The sequence below is a fragment of the Alcanivorax hongdengensis A-11-3 genome (assembly GCF_000300995.1).
In the GTDB taxonomy this organism is placed as follows: domain Bacteria; phylum Pseudomonadota; class Gammaproteobacteria; order Pseudomonadales; family Alcanivoracaceae; genus Alcanivorax; species Alcanivorax hongdengensis.
The window spans coordinates 70,610-86,723 of sequence record NZ_AMRJ01000001.1; the positions used below are offsets into that span (position 1 = coordinate 70,610).

Sequence of the window (16,114 nt, forward strand, 5' to 3'; positions counted from 1 at the left end):
GGGCATGCCTCAGTCACGGGGACGCTTCTCCGCCGCTTCGGCGTAGCGCACCTGGCGGGCCAGTTTGTCCAGCACACCGTTGACGTACTTGAAGGACTCTTCAGCCCCGAACACCTTGGCAAGCTCAATGCCCTCGTTGATGACCACCCGGTAGGGGACATCCAGACGCTCCTTGAGCTCGTAGGCTCCCAGACGCAGGATGGCTTTCTCCACCTGGGACAGTTCCTCCACCCGCCGGTCAAGCATGGGCGAAAGCAGGCCGTCCAGCTCGGACACCCTGGCGGTGACTCCGTGGAGCAGCTCATGGAAGTATTGCCGGTCGGTGCTGGCAAAATCCTGGTTGGCCAGGAACTGGGCCTCGATATCGGACACCGCGGCACCGGCCAGCTGCCATTGGTACAGGGCCTGCAGGGTGAAACGACGGGCCCGACGACGGGCATTGGGGGTGGAAGGATTGTTCATGCTGCCTCGAATAACGGAGCCGGTGCGGGACGCCAGCGCCCCGCGCCGCGTCCCGCGGGATTTACAGTGCCTTGAAAAGGGAGACCATTTCCAGTGCGGACATGGCCGCCTCGGCACCCTTGTTGCCGGCCTTGGTGCCGGAGCGCTCGATGGCCTGCTCTATGGTGTCCACGGTCAACACGCCGAAGACCACCGGTACGCCGGTGGCATTCTGCACGCTGGCAATGCCCTTGGCGGCTTCGCCGGCCACATACTCGAAATGGGCGGTGCCACCGCGAATCACCGCACCCAGGGTGATCACCGCGTCGTAGTCACGCTTTTCGATGATCTTCTTCACCGCCACCGGCAGCTCCCAGGCACCGGGCACGCGGATCACTTCAATGTCGTCACGGCTAACGCCATGACGCACCAGCGCATCCACTGCGCCTTCCAGCAGGGCTTCCACCACAAAGCTGTTAAAGCGAGCCACCACGATGCCATAGCGACCGCCCACATTGTTGAGAGTGCCTTCAAGGGTCTTGATGTTGTGCATGCTTGCCTTCCTGTCAGTGCCGGTGGCTCACGGCTACCGACGCAGTATTTAACTTGGGGCCGGACGTCGGAAGTCTGACGTCTGACGCTTTTGAAGTTGTCGTCGGACGTCCGACCTCAGACGTCCGGCTTATCTCAACTATCCGCTTCCACGTACTCGGTGATTTCCAGATCGAAACCGCTGAGCGCGTTGAATTTCATCGGCGAGCTGAGCAGGCGCATCTTGCGCACGCCCAGAGCCTTGAGAATCTGCGAGCCGGTGCCGATGTTGCGGTAGGCGCGGGATTCGCCCTTGGGCTTGGCCACCGCACCACTGAAGAACGACTCCAGCCGCTCTACCGTGTCCTGGGACTCGTAATCCTGGCCAAGAATGATCACCACGCCGGTGTCGGCATGGGACACGGCCTCCAGCACACGGTGCATGTTCCAGCCGGTGCGGCCGTTCATCTTGGCGCTCATCAGATCGCGCAGCGGGTCCACCTGGTGCACCCGTACGGTCACTTCCCGGTCCTCGCTGATATCACCCTTGACCAGGGCCACATGGGTGAGACCGTCCACTGTGTCGCGGAAGGCCACCAGACGGAAGTCGCCGTACCAGGTGTCCAGCGGATGATCGGACACCTGCTCGATGGTCTTCTCGTTGAGAGCCCGGTACTGGATCAGGTCGGCAATGGTACCGATCTTCAGGTCATGCTCCTTGGCGAACACTTCCAGATCCTCACGGCGGGCCATGGAGCCGTCTTCGTTCATGACCTCGCAGATCACCCCGGCCGGCTCGCACCCGGCCAGCGCAGCCAGATCACAGGAAGCCTCGGTATGACCGGCGCGGCGTAACACGCCGCCGGGCTCTGCCATCAGCGGGAAGATATGGCCAGGCTGGACGATATCGTAGGCCCGGGCATTGCGGGCCACGGCGGCCTGCACAGTGCGCGCCCGGTCGGCGGCGGAAATACCGGTGGTCACCCCTTCACGGGCCTCAATGGACACGGTGAACTTGGTGCCGAAACCGCTGCCGTTACTCTGCACCATCAGCGGCAGCTCCAGCAGCTCGCAACGCTCGCGGGACATGGGCATACAGATCAGGCCACGGCCGTACTTGGCCATGAAGTTGATGGCCTCGGCGCTCACGTGCTCGGCGGCCATCACCAGGTCGCCCTCGTTTTCCCGGTCTTCGTCGTCCATCAGGATCACCATCTTGCCCTGACGGATGTCTTCGATCAGTTCTTCAATACTGTTGAGCTGCATACAATTGCTGCCTTCAATTCATCTGCGGTCAATAACGCTGCCACTGCCGCAGACTCACAGTCAGTCGGCCCAGCGTCTGACGTCCGACGGCTGACGTCAGACGCCTTTGAGAAAGCCGTGCTCGGCCAGAAACGCCATGGAAATACCTGGCGAGCCGGCCTCGGCGGCCTTTTCGCCCAGCAACAGGCGCTCCAGGTAGCGGGCGATTATATCAACTTCCAGGTTCACTGGCGTCCCCACCCGCCACTGGCCGATGGTGGTCACCTCCTGGGTGTGCGGGATGATGTTCAGGGAAAACACCGCGCCGTCCACGCTGTTCACGGTCAGGCTGATGCCATCCACGGTGATCGAACCCTTGTGGGCGATGTATTTGGCCAGCTCCGCCGGGGCTTCGATATCAATGCGTACCGAACGGGCATCCTGCTTCATCTCGACGATCTTGCCCAGACCGTCCACATGGCCGCTGACCAGGTGACCGCCAAGCCGGGTGGTAGGCGTGAGCGCCTTTTCCAGATTCACGGTACTGCCCACGCTGATCTGCTTGAGCGAGGTCAGCGACAGGGTTTCGCCGGACACATCCGCCTCGAAAGCGCCACCCGGCAGCGCCGTGGCGGTCAGGCAGACACCGTTGACGGCAATGGAATCGCCCAGCTGCACGTCGGAAAAATCCAGCGCATCGCTCTGGATCAGCAGGGTCACATCGCCGCCCCGGGGGGTCATGGATGCCACCTTGCCCATGGCTTCAATAATGCCGGTAAACATGGAAAACCTCGTTATTTCACTCTGCAGGAGCGACGCTGGAGTCGCGAACCCATTGAGCGATCTGTCCTATTCGCGACTCAAGCGTCGCTCCTACAGCAAGAAAGCCATCAGGCCGGCACCAGTGTCAGGCGCAAGTCCTCGCCCACCTGGCGCACATCCTGCCATTTCAGCGACACCTTCTCGCTCATGCTGGCCAGCTGCGGCAGCCCCAGCAGGGGCCGGGCCGACGACCCCAGCAGGGCCGGCGCCATATACACCACCAGCTCATCAAACAGGCCCTCGCGCACGAAGGCCCCGGCCAGGGTGGCGCCACATTCTACCAGTACTTCATTGCATTCGCGCCGGTTGAGCTCTACCAGTAACTGCTGAAGGTCAATACCGGACCCGGAAGCCGGTAACTGGATGACCTCGGCGCCGGCGGACTCCAGCGCATTCTGGCGACCGGGATGGTGTTCGCCAGCCACCACCAGGCAATGACCGGGGGCACTGACCACCGGCACATCCGGCGGCGTGCGCAGGGTACGATCCAGGATCACCCGCAGTGGCTGGCGCACCCAGTCACCCGGATACGGCCGGCGGGTCCACTGCTCGGGGCGCACGGTGTAGGACGGCCGGTCCGCCAGCACCGTGCCCACCCCGGTGATCACCGCAGAGCTGCGGGCACGCAGATGCTGCACGTTTTCACGGGCAGCCGGCCCGGTGATCCATTGGGACTCGCCACTGGCCATGGCGGTGCGGCCATCCACGCTGGCGGCGATCTTGATGCGGATATAGGGGCGCTGACGGGTCATGCGCGAGATAAAGCCCGGATTCAGGGCCCTGGCTTCGTCCTCCAGCAACCCCGAGGCCACCTGGATACCGGCCTCGGCGATACGCTGCAGGCCCTGCCCGGCCACCTGCGGGTTGGGGTCGGTCATGGCCGCCACCACCCGGCTAACGCCAGCCTCGATCAGCGCATCGGCGCAGGGGCCGGTACGGCCGGTGTGGGAGCAGGGCTCCAGCGTTACGTAGGCCGTGGCGCCACGGGCCTGCTCGCCGGCCGCCGCCAGGGCATTACGCTCGGCATGGGGTTCGCCGGCGCGCACATGGTACCCCTCGCCAACGACCTGCCCGTCGCGCACCAGCACACAACCGACCCGGGGATTGGGGTCGGTGGTATAAAGAGCAATGCGGGCCAGCTGCAGGGCCCGGGCCATGTACTGGCGATCACGGAGACTGAACATGGCCGATATTCTACTGGATCACCCACCCGGCTGTCGCAGGGAAAACCCCGCTTCCCCGCGCTTTTCAGCGGGGGTAATCTCATACTCCGGATCTTTATCACGACATGAGGGACTCAAGTGAAGCTGGAAACGGATGATCGCCTGATGAAATGGCTGCAACGTCTGATTCATCTGTCCATTCGAGCTCTAGCCATATTGATGGTGTTCGTGATCATCATGGGGGTAGTGGATGTGGCCTGGACGGTCTACCAGAAGCTGATGGCGCCGCCCACTTTCATCATGACCATCTCGGACATTCTCGCCACCTTTGGCGCCTTCATGGCCGTACTGATTGCCATCGAGATTTTCATCAACATCACCGTCTACCTGCGCGATAACGTGATACACGTGAAGATCGTCATGGCAACGGCACTAATGGCCATCGCCCGGAAAGTCATCATTCTGGATATGGATAAGCTGGAGCCGGCCTACGTATACGGGATTGCAGCGGTCACACTGGCAATCAGTATCGGTTACTGGTTGATCCACAAACTGCCGGCGAAGGACCACAAGGAAGAGCAGGACGGCAACGAGAGCCGGGAGGCGGCCCGGTAAACCGGTCAGCCGTTATCCTTGCCACCGCTTTTGCTGCGCAGGCGGTCCACTTCGGCGGAGAATTCGGAAATGTCCTGAAAACTGCGATACACCGAGGCAAAACGCACATAGGCCACGTCGTCGAGCAGCTGCAGCTCTTCCATGACGAACTCGCCCAGCTCCCGGGCCGGCAGCTCCCGTTCGCCGGTGGCCCGCAGGCGATGACAGACGCGGCTGATGGCCGCTTCCAGATCTTCCATGCTCACCGGGCGCTTCTCCAGCGCCCTCAGCATGCCGGCACGCAGCTTGGCCTCATCAAAGGGCTGCCGGGTGCCGTCCGACTTCACCAGCCGCGGCATTACCAGCTCGGCGGTCTCGAAGGTGGTAAAGCGCTCATTACAGCTCAGACACTCCCGTCGCCGACGCACCTGCCCGCCGTCCGCAACCAGCCTCGAATCGATCACTTTGGTGTCCTGGGCAGAGCAGAATGGGCAGTACATGAGAACCCCAATTGATAGTTGATAATTTATAATTGATAACGAAAACCAGCGACCACCATTATCCGCGACTTCTGGTGGTTTTAATAATTGCCGTAAGCAGTTTCAGTAGTTCATCAACATCACGCCTAACCGATGTGCCAGCATGTCTGTCGAAATACCCCGCTTCGGTCAACAAATCCAGCCAGTATTCTGTCTCACTGGCCTCTTTCAACGCTATGGCGAGCTTGTGGATGAAATCAGCCCGGCTCTCCGCTTGTTCCGCTTCCCGCACCAGAGCACCAATGGCCGTTCCGCTACGCAAAAGTTGCTTACTCAATACATACTCACGTTTTTGCTCTTGCAGGTACTGATATATTTTCACTACCCGCAAAGCAAAAGCGCGGGATTTCTCCCGCGCCGCACTGCCGTCAGCCATCCTTGGCCTCCAGTTATCAATTATCCATTGTCAATTATCAATTAACGTTCGTAGACCGGCAACCGGGCACAAATCTCCTTCACCTTCCCTTTCACGGTCTCGATCACGGACTCGTCGCCCATGTTGTCGAGGATGTCGCAGATCCAGCCGGCCAGGGCCTTGGCGTCGTCTTCATTGAAGCCGCGACGGGTGATGGACGGGGAGCCGATGCGCAGGCCGGAGGTGACGAACGGGGAGCGCGGATCGTTGGGCACGGCGTTCTTGTTGACGGTGATGAAGGCACGGCCCAGGGCGGCGTCCGCATCTTTACCGGTGATGTCCTGCTTGATCAGGCTGAGCAGGAACAGGTGGTTTTCGGTGCCGTTGGAGACCACATCGAAACCACGCTCGATGAAGACGTTGGCCATGGCCTGAGCGTTCTTGACCACCTGCTGCTGGTAGCCCTTGAAGTCGGGCTGCATGGCTTCCTTGAAGCAGATCGCCTTGGCGGCAATCACGTGCTCCAGCGGGCCACCCTGGCCACCGGGGAACACCGCGGAGTTGATCTTCTTCTGAATCTCTTCGTTGGCCTTGCCCATGATCAAACCACCGCGGGGGCCACCCAGGGTCTTGTGGGTGGTGGTGGTGGTAATGTCGGCGATACCCACCGGGCTCGGGTAGACGCCGGCGGCCACCAGGCCGGCCACGTGGGCCATATCCACCAGCAGGATGGCACCCACTTCGTCGGCGATATCCCGGAAACGCTGCCAGTCCACCACCTGGGAGTAGGCGGAGAAGCCGGCCACGATCATCTTCGGCTTGTGCTCACGGGCCAGACTTTCCACCTGCTCGTAGTCGATCAGACCGGTATCGTTGTCCAGACCGTACTGGATGGCGTTATAGGTCTTGCCGGAGAAGTTCGGCTTGGCGCCGTGGGTCAGGTGACCGCCGGCGTCCAGGCTCATGCCCAGCACGGTGTCGCCCGGCTGCAGCACCGCCATGTAGACGGCGGCGTTGGCCTGGGAACCGGAGTGCGGCTGCACGTTGGCCCAGTCGGCACCGAACAGCTCGCAGGCCCGATCGATGGCCAGCTGCTCGACCACGTCCACGTTCTCGCAGCCACCGTAGTAGCGCTTGCCCGGGTAGCCTTCCGCGTACTTGTTGGTCAGCACGGAGCCCTGGGCTTCCATCACCCGGGGAGACGCGTAGTTTTCAGAGGCGATCAGCTCGATATGCTCTTCCTGACGGCGCTCCTCGGCCTCGATGGCCGCCTGGATTTCCGGGTCGAACTCGGCAATGGACATGGATTTCGGGAACATGGGCTACCCTACGGTGTGGTTGGTCAATTCAGGGGGGCGTATTCTAACCAAAACCGGCGGCAAAGACACATGAAGTCCGCTCATGCCAACCTGAATGCCCGCTCAACCCGTCAAGCCCCTGTTTCTCGTCGTTTCAGCCCCTGCCCACCGGGCCGCAGGGGCTCCGCTTCGTCAAGGCTAGAAGACATTCTCGTGGGCGCCGATATCGTAGCTGCCGTGCTGGGGCCGGGCGGTACCACTGTAGTCCTGGTCCGGTATCGGCACGCCGCCGGCCATGGGCCCCTGGCCGGCATCCACGGCCGGGCTGGTGTTGTCCACCTCCAGCTGGCCATTGGTAAAGCCTGGATTCGCATTGCTGATATCACTGCCTCCGGTGGAACTGCCACCCCCGCTGTAGAGGCTGTCAAACCCGAAGAACAGGCCGTAGTCCGCATCAATGGTCACGCCACTGGAGACAGCAATGGCCACATCCTGCTTGGTGCTGTCGTCGATGCCCTGGTAGATATTGTTGCGCAACCGTACCGGATAACTGGCCGGCTGGCCGTCAGCGCTGGTGGCAATGCTGAGCATACCGGCATTGTCACCGCTGAACGCATCATGGACCGTCGCCCGGAAGCTGTTGTTGATGATGTCCACAGCGGCGAATTTGGCCGGAGAGACGATGGTCAGGCCGGCATGGCTGTTGTAGCCCTCCCCGCCCAGTGCTTCCATGCCATCGAAGATATTATTGCGTACTGTCAGGGTGGTGGCCTGTTGCGCGCTGGTTTTCTGTATAGCCGCCTGCAGTAGCTTGCCGCCAGCCACGGCGCTGCTGGTGAAGCGATTCTGCGCCACGATAAAGTGGGCGCCGGCCCCGGTGGCACCCAGTTTCAGCCCCCCGGCGTCGGTATCCAGCATATTGCCGCGCACCACCACACCGTTGGCCCCGGTGCCGTCGTCGGCGATGCGCATGGCGAAGCTGTCCCCCAGCCGGTCCGGGTCGGACGACGTAATGGTCACGGTGTTGTCGAGCACGGCGATATCGCCGCCAACGGTGGCGTAGGTGCCGCCGGCCAGTTCCAGGACCGGCCCCCCGGAATCCGACTGAACGGTATTGCCCTGGAAGCGGAAGTTTCTGGCACTCAGTGAGATCGTGCCCGGCGAGCCGGTGAAATGGCTGTTGCGCACGGTCACATCATCCGCATTGACACTCAACGCCTCGTCCCCGGCGGTGATATCCAGCCCGTCAATGAGGGCCCCGTCCTCGTTGATGATCAGGGCACCGGGCAATTCGGTTTCCCCGGGAGCGGCCTCCACGGTGATATCGGTCGCCCCGGTGATGCTGCCAACCTGGGCACCGAAATAGGTCCCGTGGCCTCGGGTTTGCAGGGTCAGGTTCTGCAACTGGATATGCGCGGCGTTCTCGCTGTAATTGGTGCGGTAGTCATTCTCCACCACCGCCTGGTCCGGGTCCTCACTGCGCAGGATCACGCCAGCACGGTCGCGCCCAATCACGGTGAAGTGCCGGTCCGGGGCGGTCACCGGCACGTATTCTGAATAGGTGCCGGTGCATACATCGAGACTGCCGTTATCCGTCACCGCATAGGCCGCCGCCCGCAGTGAGTGGCTGTCGGCGCCAGGGCACTGGGCAAGGTCATCATCAACCACCAGAGTGCCTGCCTGGGAAGCGGTGTCCACTCGCAGGGTGTATTGCCCCAGCTCGGTGCCGCTACCGGCATAACGGGCAGAAACTTCCAGCAGGTAGGTTTCATCCCCTCCGTCACCGGGCAGGCGCAGACCGGTGCTGTAAAGGTGCGTCCCATCGGCGAATTCGTATTCATCCTGGTCGGCATTATCAATCGGCTCGGCGTCGTACAGTGGTGTCCGCCCGGGCCGATAAATCCGCACCTTGGCTGAGTCGCTGGTAAGCGCCTCGCTGCTGCCCGGGGATAGCCGCACGAAAAGCCCATCCCCGGCTGCTGCGGTCAGCTTGTAGAAATGACGGTCTCCGTTGACCTGGATATCGCCATTGACCGTCACCCGACCGGCGCTGTCCGGCACCAGCGCCGTCGCCGGCTCGATGCGGGCGACCGCAGTTCTATAGTCCTGCGATGCGCCACCCTCAACGCGCACAAAGTAAAGGCCGTCATCTGGCAGCGATACCAGATTGTCACCGGTGAACGTATTGGTGGACGCCAGGGTATGGTTAGCGGCATCTGTCACCTCCACCCGGTTCCCGGCCAGGCTGGTGAGGCCAATGACCGTGCCGGCATCCGCCTGGAAGCCGCGATAAAGTGAGTTGCCGTCACTCGGCAAGGTGCCGCTCAAATTCTCATCGATCTGTGTACGCGGCACCCGCCGGGCCGACAGGTGATATCCCCCCGGGGCGTTGTCGGTGGCACGCACGGCAAGGGTGTAGCGCCCATCGGCGGGCAGCACCACGCCGGCGAAGGCATCGTAGGGGTTGGTGTACTGACCATCGGCAAAGGCCGCCTGGGCCAGCGTCTGCCCGGACGGCCCCAGCAGCGAGACCTGACCGAACAAATCGGAGCCGGCGCTCTCTCCCGCCTGGATGCGAACAATCTGATCGGCCTGGCCGGTGAAGGTGTAGCGGTCCACCTCGTCGGCCGGGTCGATGGCCCCATCATTCTCGTAGGGCAGCGAGATGGCTTCACCGGTACCGCCACCGATGGGCGTCAACACAATGGCGACATCGTCACTGGCACCCGCGCTGCCGTTAACCGTGACCTCCCCCCTGAGGGTGCCATTACGAGCCAGCGCGATTAACCGGTAGTCCGTGGCGGCAGGCACCGGCAGAGCTCGCGGATTGGTGCTGTCGATATTGGTGGCAACACCGGAATAGGGTCCGCCCCCGTCGATCTGGCCCTGGATATAGCAGGTTTCGGAGGCATCCAGCGTCGGCAGGCCACTGCTGTCGTCCACGTTGCAATGCGGAATCACCCGGTAGGGATTAGCCGCGAAGGCATCACAGTTATACCAGGACAGGTGGCCAACCCGGATTTCAAAGGCCAGCCCGGTGGGTGAGTCGCCCTCCGTCACCACGGTGCCGGTGCCCTCCTGCACCCACTGGCCGGAGGTTTCGTCCAGCGACCACAGCGCAATGCTGTCGCCGGTGGCGATGCCGGTGCCGTCCTGGTACTGCGACACATAGATCGGCACGGTCAGGGTAGCCTGCTTGCCGGGCGCCAGTTGCAGTTCCTCGCCATTGCGGGTGAGCTGGAATTCCGCCACCCCGAAGGACAGTAGCTGCCCGCTCTCACCGTTCTCGTCCGCCGCCGCAAAAGACCCGGGGAAGGCACCGCGCTCTGCCTGATCGGACACATCCACCGGCGTCAGCGTCACATCGATGGCGCCGGAGACGTCATTGCCGCTGCTATCCACCAGGGCACCGGGCGGCAGGCTGAGACGCACTCCATCGTCGCCACTGACACTGCCGCCGTTTTCCACGGCGGACAGGGTCCGGGCGGCGGCACGGGCCGTCATGATGGCTCGGAAGGTGGCATCCGTGGTGCCGGCAGGGATGACAGTGCGCACGAACTGGTCCGCATAGCCGGTACGCGTCAGCTTGAGCACAAAGGGAACCCCGGTGGGCATGCCACTGAGCAGGACCTGCCCCTGGGCATCGGTGACCGCCGTGTGGCCATCATCCTGCACCGGTGTGTTCACCAGGTGCGCCTGGACATCCTCCAGCGGTGTGCCATCGGTGTCGGTGACGGTACCACTGATGACACCGTCATCGGCCACCGGTGTGGGCCCGGCGGCAATGCTGACGCGTTCACTGTGGCTATCGGTATGCCCAGCCTGGTCGGTCACGGTGAGCGTGACACCGTAGTCACCGGCCTGATCGTAGATATGGGCGATGGCGTTGTTGCGGCCGGCATCCTGGTCACCGAAGTCCCAGTAATAGGTCAATGCCTGCCCATAGGAACCGCTGGCATCAAAATGCTGGGGCTGGCCGGCGGTGGCCGGCCCTTCAATACGGAAAGCCGCGGCCGGACCGACCGCCTGGATATCCAGTGAAAGGCTACGACTATCGGTCCGTTGGGTGCGATCGGTGACGGTCAGGGTCACCGTGTAGGTATCGGCACGGTCATAGGTATGGGTGACCTGTTCGCCCTTGCCGCTGTCGCCGTCCCCGAACTGCCAGCGGTAGCTCAGGCCCTCACCGCGGGAAGGCGCGGCATTGAGCGTCAACGACGTACCCGCCAGGCGCTCGCCGCTCACTGTCAGTGCCGCCTTTGGCGCCGACGACGAACTATCGGCGTCCACGGGAGTATCCAGCGGCTGGCTCTGCGGGCTGTCATCAAAGTAGCAGCCGCCCAGAATCAGAGCCAGCGCGGCAATGACGATCATCCGACCGACAGCCTGACCCGGGAGGACAGAAAACAGGTTAATGGCGATACGGCGATGGCTGTTCATAATGCTCCCTCATACCCGATCCTTGCCCCTGCCGTGACAACAGGGGGCTTGCTGACCCCTAGGCTAGAGAGGATGACAAGAAGATCGCAGACCGCGAATGAGGGGGAGAACGAGCCCTCGCCCCTCATAATCGAGGGGGGAGGCACCGCTTTGCTGCCGGTCGCTAACAGCGGGCAGCGGCACGCGCCACCTTTCATAATGGCGCCCTTTCCGTTAGCTTAGGCGCCATTCTGCGGGGCCCGCGCCGGCCCCGCCCATTTATCGACAGTGCGGTCGGAGTCTATGTTCTGCGGACTACCAGCATGGTCACCCTAAACCCTGTTTCTTAATTTTCAATCAGTTACAGGCCCCCAAAGCACATTAACAGCCCGACACCCGCGATGTCGGATGATCCTCAAACAATAACGGGCCATTGGCTGGCCCGTTTTCTGCTGGCTCCCCCGGCAGGCTTCATCTTCCTGTGGATCAGGCATTTGCTTCTCGAAAACTCAGAAAACGCCCGCTCCACCGCCACCAGTGCCACCCGTTGCGCCAGTGGCGCTCCCGCTATCACTCGAATCCTGGCCGGTATAAGTGAATGAGAGCCCGATATAGGCATCGCTATTGGTAACGACATACCCCATATTGGAGGCATTGCGCAGCGCGTCTTTGGCGCTATCCGTCAGGGAAATATTTGCCATGAGGACCTGCTCCAGGGTGCGGCTGTCCTCACTCAGCCCCAGGGAAGCAGGAGAAGCACCAGACAAGGAAAACGAGGCTTCTGCCGATTGCTCACCCGCGGGAATCGTCACGCTCTTTTCTATTGCATCGAACGGCAATTCCGTCCCCTTGAGGGCCACATCGAACGACAAGGCCCGGTCCAGTACAGCACTGATCTCCACTGACACCTTGATCGCTCCTGAGAATGCCCCGTTCGAGGTAAGCTCGAAGGCACGGTCCCTCGTCGACACCCGAAGATCATCATCATCAAACAGGGTCACCCTCGACTTGATAACTCTGCCGTCGACAACCAGAGGGTTTTTCGGGTTTTCGGCCAGCCCCGATACAATCGAGGTATTGAATGCCAATACCTCAGGCAGCTCTGCCACATCATCGTCATTGATGCTGACGGTAAAATAGCGACTGTCCTCATACCCGGATAGCGTGCCGATCGCCGACCCTGACAGGGTAAAATCTTCCCCCTCCTGCGCCAGCGGATCAAAGCGCTCATCACCCGTCACCACATCGCTCATTACCACTTCCAGATCCGGGTTATTCGCGAAAAATAGTACACGATATACGAAGGACGCCTGATCACCCTCGATATAGAAAGCACGCGAAGGATCCGGGGCTGCCACAATGGATACAAACGTCACATCGGTTTCAGCCAGCGGGCGGCCCAACACCAGCGGGCCGCCACCGGAAACCGCGATCCCGGCCGGCGGCGTTATCGTCAACACATCGGAATGGGGCAGCGACGTCACCATGCCATCTTCATCAGTGGCCAGATACACCTGGACAGACTGTTCACCAGCGGGAATAACCAGATCATCACCATTGGCCACGATGGCGAGCGCCCCATCGCGGACCACCATGAAGCTACTGGTCGGATAATCCTGGAGAGCAAGAGAGAAAACCACGTCGTTGATCGCCGGCTCATCCAGATAGAGCTCATAGGCCAGATCAGCACCTTCCTGGATGTCTCCGGCCGCGGGCACATTACCCTCATGATCACTCTCTCGTACCGCAACCAGCGATGGCGCTGTGGCAGACGCGATCTCATCATCAATAATAGCCACATGAGTGGTCAGTGAAGACACATCATCTGGCTCATACAGCCCCGTCAGGCGATCCACTTCTATTCGAAAGCCACGCCCCACCGCATCTTTCAGATTGTTATCCAGGGTGGGAAGATGGAACGTCACCTCATCCTGGCCAGGCTCCATGTCCACAAAAATCCGCGAGAAGCCATCCTGAAAAACCGCATCCTCCGATTCCAGGCCGAAGTTGAACTCACTGGAATCAAATCGGCTGACATCGTTACTGTAAGCATCAGGGATACTGAAATCCCTGCCTGGTGAAGCAGAGATATTGCCCGTCATATCTTTTGGCACCACATTGAGCCAGACATAACCATGATGAACGAGGGGCTGATCCAGGCCCAGAGTCACAACTACGTCTTCCCCTTCGGCAACATCATCCGCCTGCACTGATTGCAACACAGGCCGATCGTCATCAATGACACTCCCCCTGACCTGAATGGCCGAATGACCGGATAGAAACTTTGCCTGCTCCGTGGCGGTGAACGCCAGCTGGAACTCCTTGATCCTGTTTTCAGCCACAAGGTCCGGAAGGCTGCGGATGCGCAATTCCACCTCCGGCTGATTCCGGTCGAGCGTTACCACACCACCAGCGGCGCCAACAATTTCGTAATCGACGCCTTCGACCGCGCTGTTCAGGCCGACCGGGGAATATGGCAGGCTGACGGTGCCTGAAGGTAGCGGTTCAACCAGCCTGATTCTGACAATCTTCTCAGCACTCTCTCCTGCTACATCACCTTCATCAATGCCCCGCAAAAACTGATAATTGGCGGCCCCCTCAAGGCTCAGTACTCGTGCGTCATCGACCTGTATTTCAATCAATGCTTCCGACGGCACCAGGCCGGCGCTGTCCAGCGTCAGGGTGCCCGCATCGGTGCCACAAACATCCACTCCGTGCAAAACGGAAACCAGCCCATCCGTTTCCATTTGCGCATTGCCCCGCAGGGAAGTCAGCGCCGCATCGATGGCCACAAGATCCCCGCCGTACCAATCCCACCAGTTATCACCTTCCTGACGCAGCCTGAATGCGATATCTGCATAGCGGGTCGTACCCGCGTTCGCGGCACTGTAATAGTAGTCAAGATGAAGATAGCTGGTGCCGCTACCGGCATAATAGTAGGCGTAATTCAGGTAAGCGGATTGCCCGCCACCAGTCGTAATGACCCCATCAACAGGCAAAGGTTGCCCGGCCCGATCCCTGACTGCTATTCGAGCCCCGCAGTGCTGGTAGTAACGGGCATAGGAAATACTGAACCAGCTCAGGTGCGTGGTTGGCACGTAGACCTTGAATCGCCCGCCTTCAGCATCCTGCACCTGATAAAGGCCCATGTAATCCCAGCTTTCACCGTCATCCGAGCGGGTCCACACCGGGACGTCATCCCCCGGCTCAAGAGGATCAAGAGTATTCGGATTGACACTGCCCACCGGCAGCTCAATTTCGACAACGACCGGCGTTCCCGGATTCAACCGACTCACTGTTGTACCGGCCGCATCGTTAATCACAACCTGGGTTGCCCCCAGAGTATCCAGTTGAACCGAGGCATCATCCCCCGCCTCACCCTGCACAACCCCGGCAGCTACCGCTTCCGGGCTTTCCAGAGCATCAGGATTATTGACCTGCACCAGGCCTTCTTCATTGGTCACTCCCACTTCCCGGGCCTTACCTGCAGGCACCGCAACAGTGGTGACGGTGACCTCAGATGTATCCAGCTCATTGCCCTGATTATCGTAGGCAAGCAGTCGCACAGGCAGATATGCCGCTGCAGAAGGCTTTTCAGCTGAATCCGGCACGGCAACAAAAGGAACCATCAGCGAAGGAGGCTGTGACAAGTCATCCTGTCCCGGCTGCGCCACAAGTTCCTGCTCTGACAACACTGCACTGGACTTATTGACCGTGAAAATCTCCGAGCCGCTCAGGGGAACCAGCGCAATGCTGAGCGAGGTGGCACCAAAAGACACCACCTCAAACCGTTTCACACCACCAAGATGTTGCGCAAAACCATCAAACTTCAGCAGCAGAGAGGCTGGCTGGTCAGGAATACCGTTATTGTCGTGATCGGTAAAACTGTCAGCAGCCGCGATATCAACTGAGCCTCCCGACAAAGCGTACTGAGATTGAGATAACAGACTGGCAGTATCATCCAGCACAGTAATGGTGCCCGGTTCAACAACCGGATCCCCTTTGCTGTCCGTTACTTGAATGGAAAGCGTCACAGGGGCCACAGCCACCTGCGGCACCTCAAGCTCCATAATGTCGTGATCGGTTCGATCAGGCGATGCACCAACGCCATTACCAGAGGAGCTGCCTCCTCCGCCACAAGCTGCCAGCGACACCACCAGCGTCGCCCCCCATGCCACCATCAACCGACCACACACACCCACAACCATTCCCCCTTGAAACCCACCAGCAGACCAAGGCGAAAGCGACAAATGCACAACGCCCAGACCGGCAAAATCCAGATCCCCCTCAGCCATGGCGGGAATCCCCGCTTCACGTTAAGGGCATTTACCGAAGCAGACATCCCCCAAATAGGGTAAGTCGCCACTGCAAAGCCCCTCGACCACAGTTCATCACTGCAAAGCCCCGAATTCTTTCCCGCGCACCATCAGAAAGGTCTATGGATAATATTCGCTTGCCTTCCGGAATCGGCCCGTCCCAGTTAGCGCAGGCGCGATTCCAGCTGTGACGGCGCTCTCAGTTCAAGCCTGCCCCTTCGCCAGAGACCGGTGCGATCCCCTCTGTGAAGCCACTAGCGCCAGCAATGCCACCGGCCCGGAGCCCTCTTTCGCCCCGGCACCGACCAACTGGAACGCACCACATACAGCACCACAGAAGGAGGCAGCCATGCCACGCCACAACATCTCACAGCAACACACCCTCAAACCG

General features: G+C 60.8%; 11 protein-coding genes. 1 reads left to right on the forward strand and 10 read right to left on the reverse strand.

What is annotated here, in order from left to right; all coding sequences use genetic code 11:
* Nucleotides 1-9 precede the first annotated feature (9 nt).
* The 5 genes from nusB to ribD form a co-directional block, all read right to left on the reverse strand.
* Complete coding sequence (gene nusB / locus A11A3_RS00345; protein ID WP_008927261.1) at nucleotides 10-462, reverse strand: transcription antitermination factor NusB; 453 nt, start codon at nucleotides 460-462, stop codon at nucleotides 10-12.
* Nucleotides 463-523: 61 nt separating this feature from the next.
* Nucleotides 524-994, reverse strand: a complete 471-nt coding sequence (gene ribH / locus A11A3_RS00350; protein WP_008927262.1) for a 6,7-dimethyl-8-ribityllumazine synthase — start codon at nucleotides 992-994, stop codon at nucleotides 524-526.
* 134 nt (nucleotides 995-1,128) lie between these two features.
* Nucleotides 1,129-2,238, reverse strand: a complete 1,110-nt coding sequence (ribBA, locus tag A11A3_RS00355; protein WP_008927263.1) for a bifunctional 3,4-dihydroxy-2-butanone-4-phosphate synthase/GTP cyclohydrolase II — start codon at nucleotides 2,236-2,238, stop codon at nucleotides 1,129-1,131.
* Nucleotides 2,239-2,334: 96 nt separating this feature from the next.
* Nucleotides 2,335-3,000, reverse strand: a complete 666-nt coding sequence (locus tag A11A3_RS00360; protein ID WP_008927264.1) for a riboflavin synthase — start codon at nucleotides 2,998-3,000, stop codon at nucleotides 2,335-2,337.
* A 107-nt stretch (nucleotides 3,001-3,107) separates the two neighbouring features.
* Nucleotides 3,108-4,223, reverse strand: coding sequence for a bifunctional diaminohydroxyphosphoribosylaminopyrimidine deaminase/5-amino-6-(5-phosphoribosylamino)uracil reductase RibD (gene ribD, locus A11A3_RS00365; RefSeq protein ID WP_008927265.1), 1,116 nt, complete (start codon nucleotides 4,221-4,223; stop codon nucleotides 3,108-3,110).
* Between the two features lie 117 nt (nucleotides 4,224-4,340).
* On the opposite strand from ribD, the gene A11A3_RS00370 reads away from it, so the two are divergent.
* Nucleotides 4,341-4,817 carry a phosphate-starvation-inducible PsiE family protein gene (locus A11A3_RS00370; protein WP_008927266.1) on the forward strand — a complete coding sequence of 159 codons (477 nt, stop codon included), beginning with the start codon at nucleotides 4,341-4,343 and terminating at the stop codon, nucleotides 4,815-4,817.
* Nucleotides 4,818-4,822: 5 nt separating this feature from the next.
* On the opposite strand, the gene nrdR is transcribed toward A11A3_RS00370, so the two are convergent.
* From nrdR to A11A3_RS00395, 5 genes are all read right to left on the reverse strand, one after another.
* Nucleotides 4,823-5,296: a transcriptional regulator NrdR gene (nrdR, locus tag A11A3_RS00375; protein ID WP_008927267.1), complete on the reverse strand. Its 474-nt coding sequence runs from the start codon at nucleotides 5,294-5,296 to the stop codon at nucleotides 4,823-4,825.
* 58 nt (nucleotides 5,297-5,354) lie between these two features.
* Nucleotides 5,355-5,711, reverse strand: a complete 357-nt coding sequence (locus A11A3_RS00380) for a four helix bundle protein (protein ID WP_008927268.1) — start codon at nucleotides 5,709-5,711, stop codon at nucleotides 5,355-5,357.
* Nucleotides 5,712-5,752: 41 nt separating this feature from the next.
* A complete protein-coding gene (gene glyA, locus A11A3_RS00385) occupies nucleotides 5,753-7,009 on the reverse strand; it encodes a serine hydroxymethyltransferase (RefSeq protein ID WP_008927269.1) in 1,257 nt (418 codons plus the stop codon).
* A 177-nt stretch (nucleotides 7,010-7,186) separates the two neighbouring features.
* Nucleotides 7,187-11,362, reverse strand: coding sequence for a PKD domain-containing protein (locus A11A3_RS00390; protein ID WP_162136905.1), 4,176 nt, complete (start codon nucleotides 11,360-11,362; stop codon nucleotides 7,187-7,189).
* A 554-nt stretch (nucleotides 11,363-11,916) separates the two neighbouring features.
* Nucleotides 11,917-15,702 (reverse strand): hypothetical protein, encoded by a 3,786-nt coding sequence (locus tag A11A3_RS00395; protein ID WP_008927271.1) that lies wholly within the window; start codon nucleotides 15,700-15,702, stop codon nucleotides 11,917-11,919.
* Nucleotides 15,703-16,114: the final 412 nt, after the last annotated feature.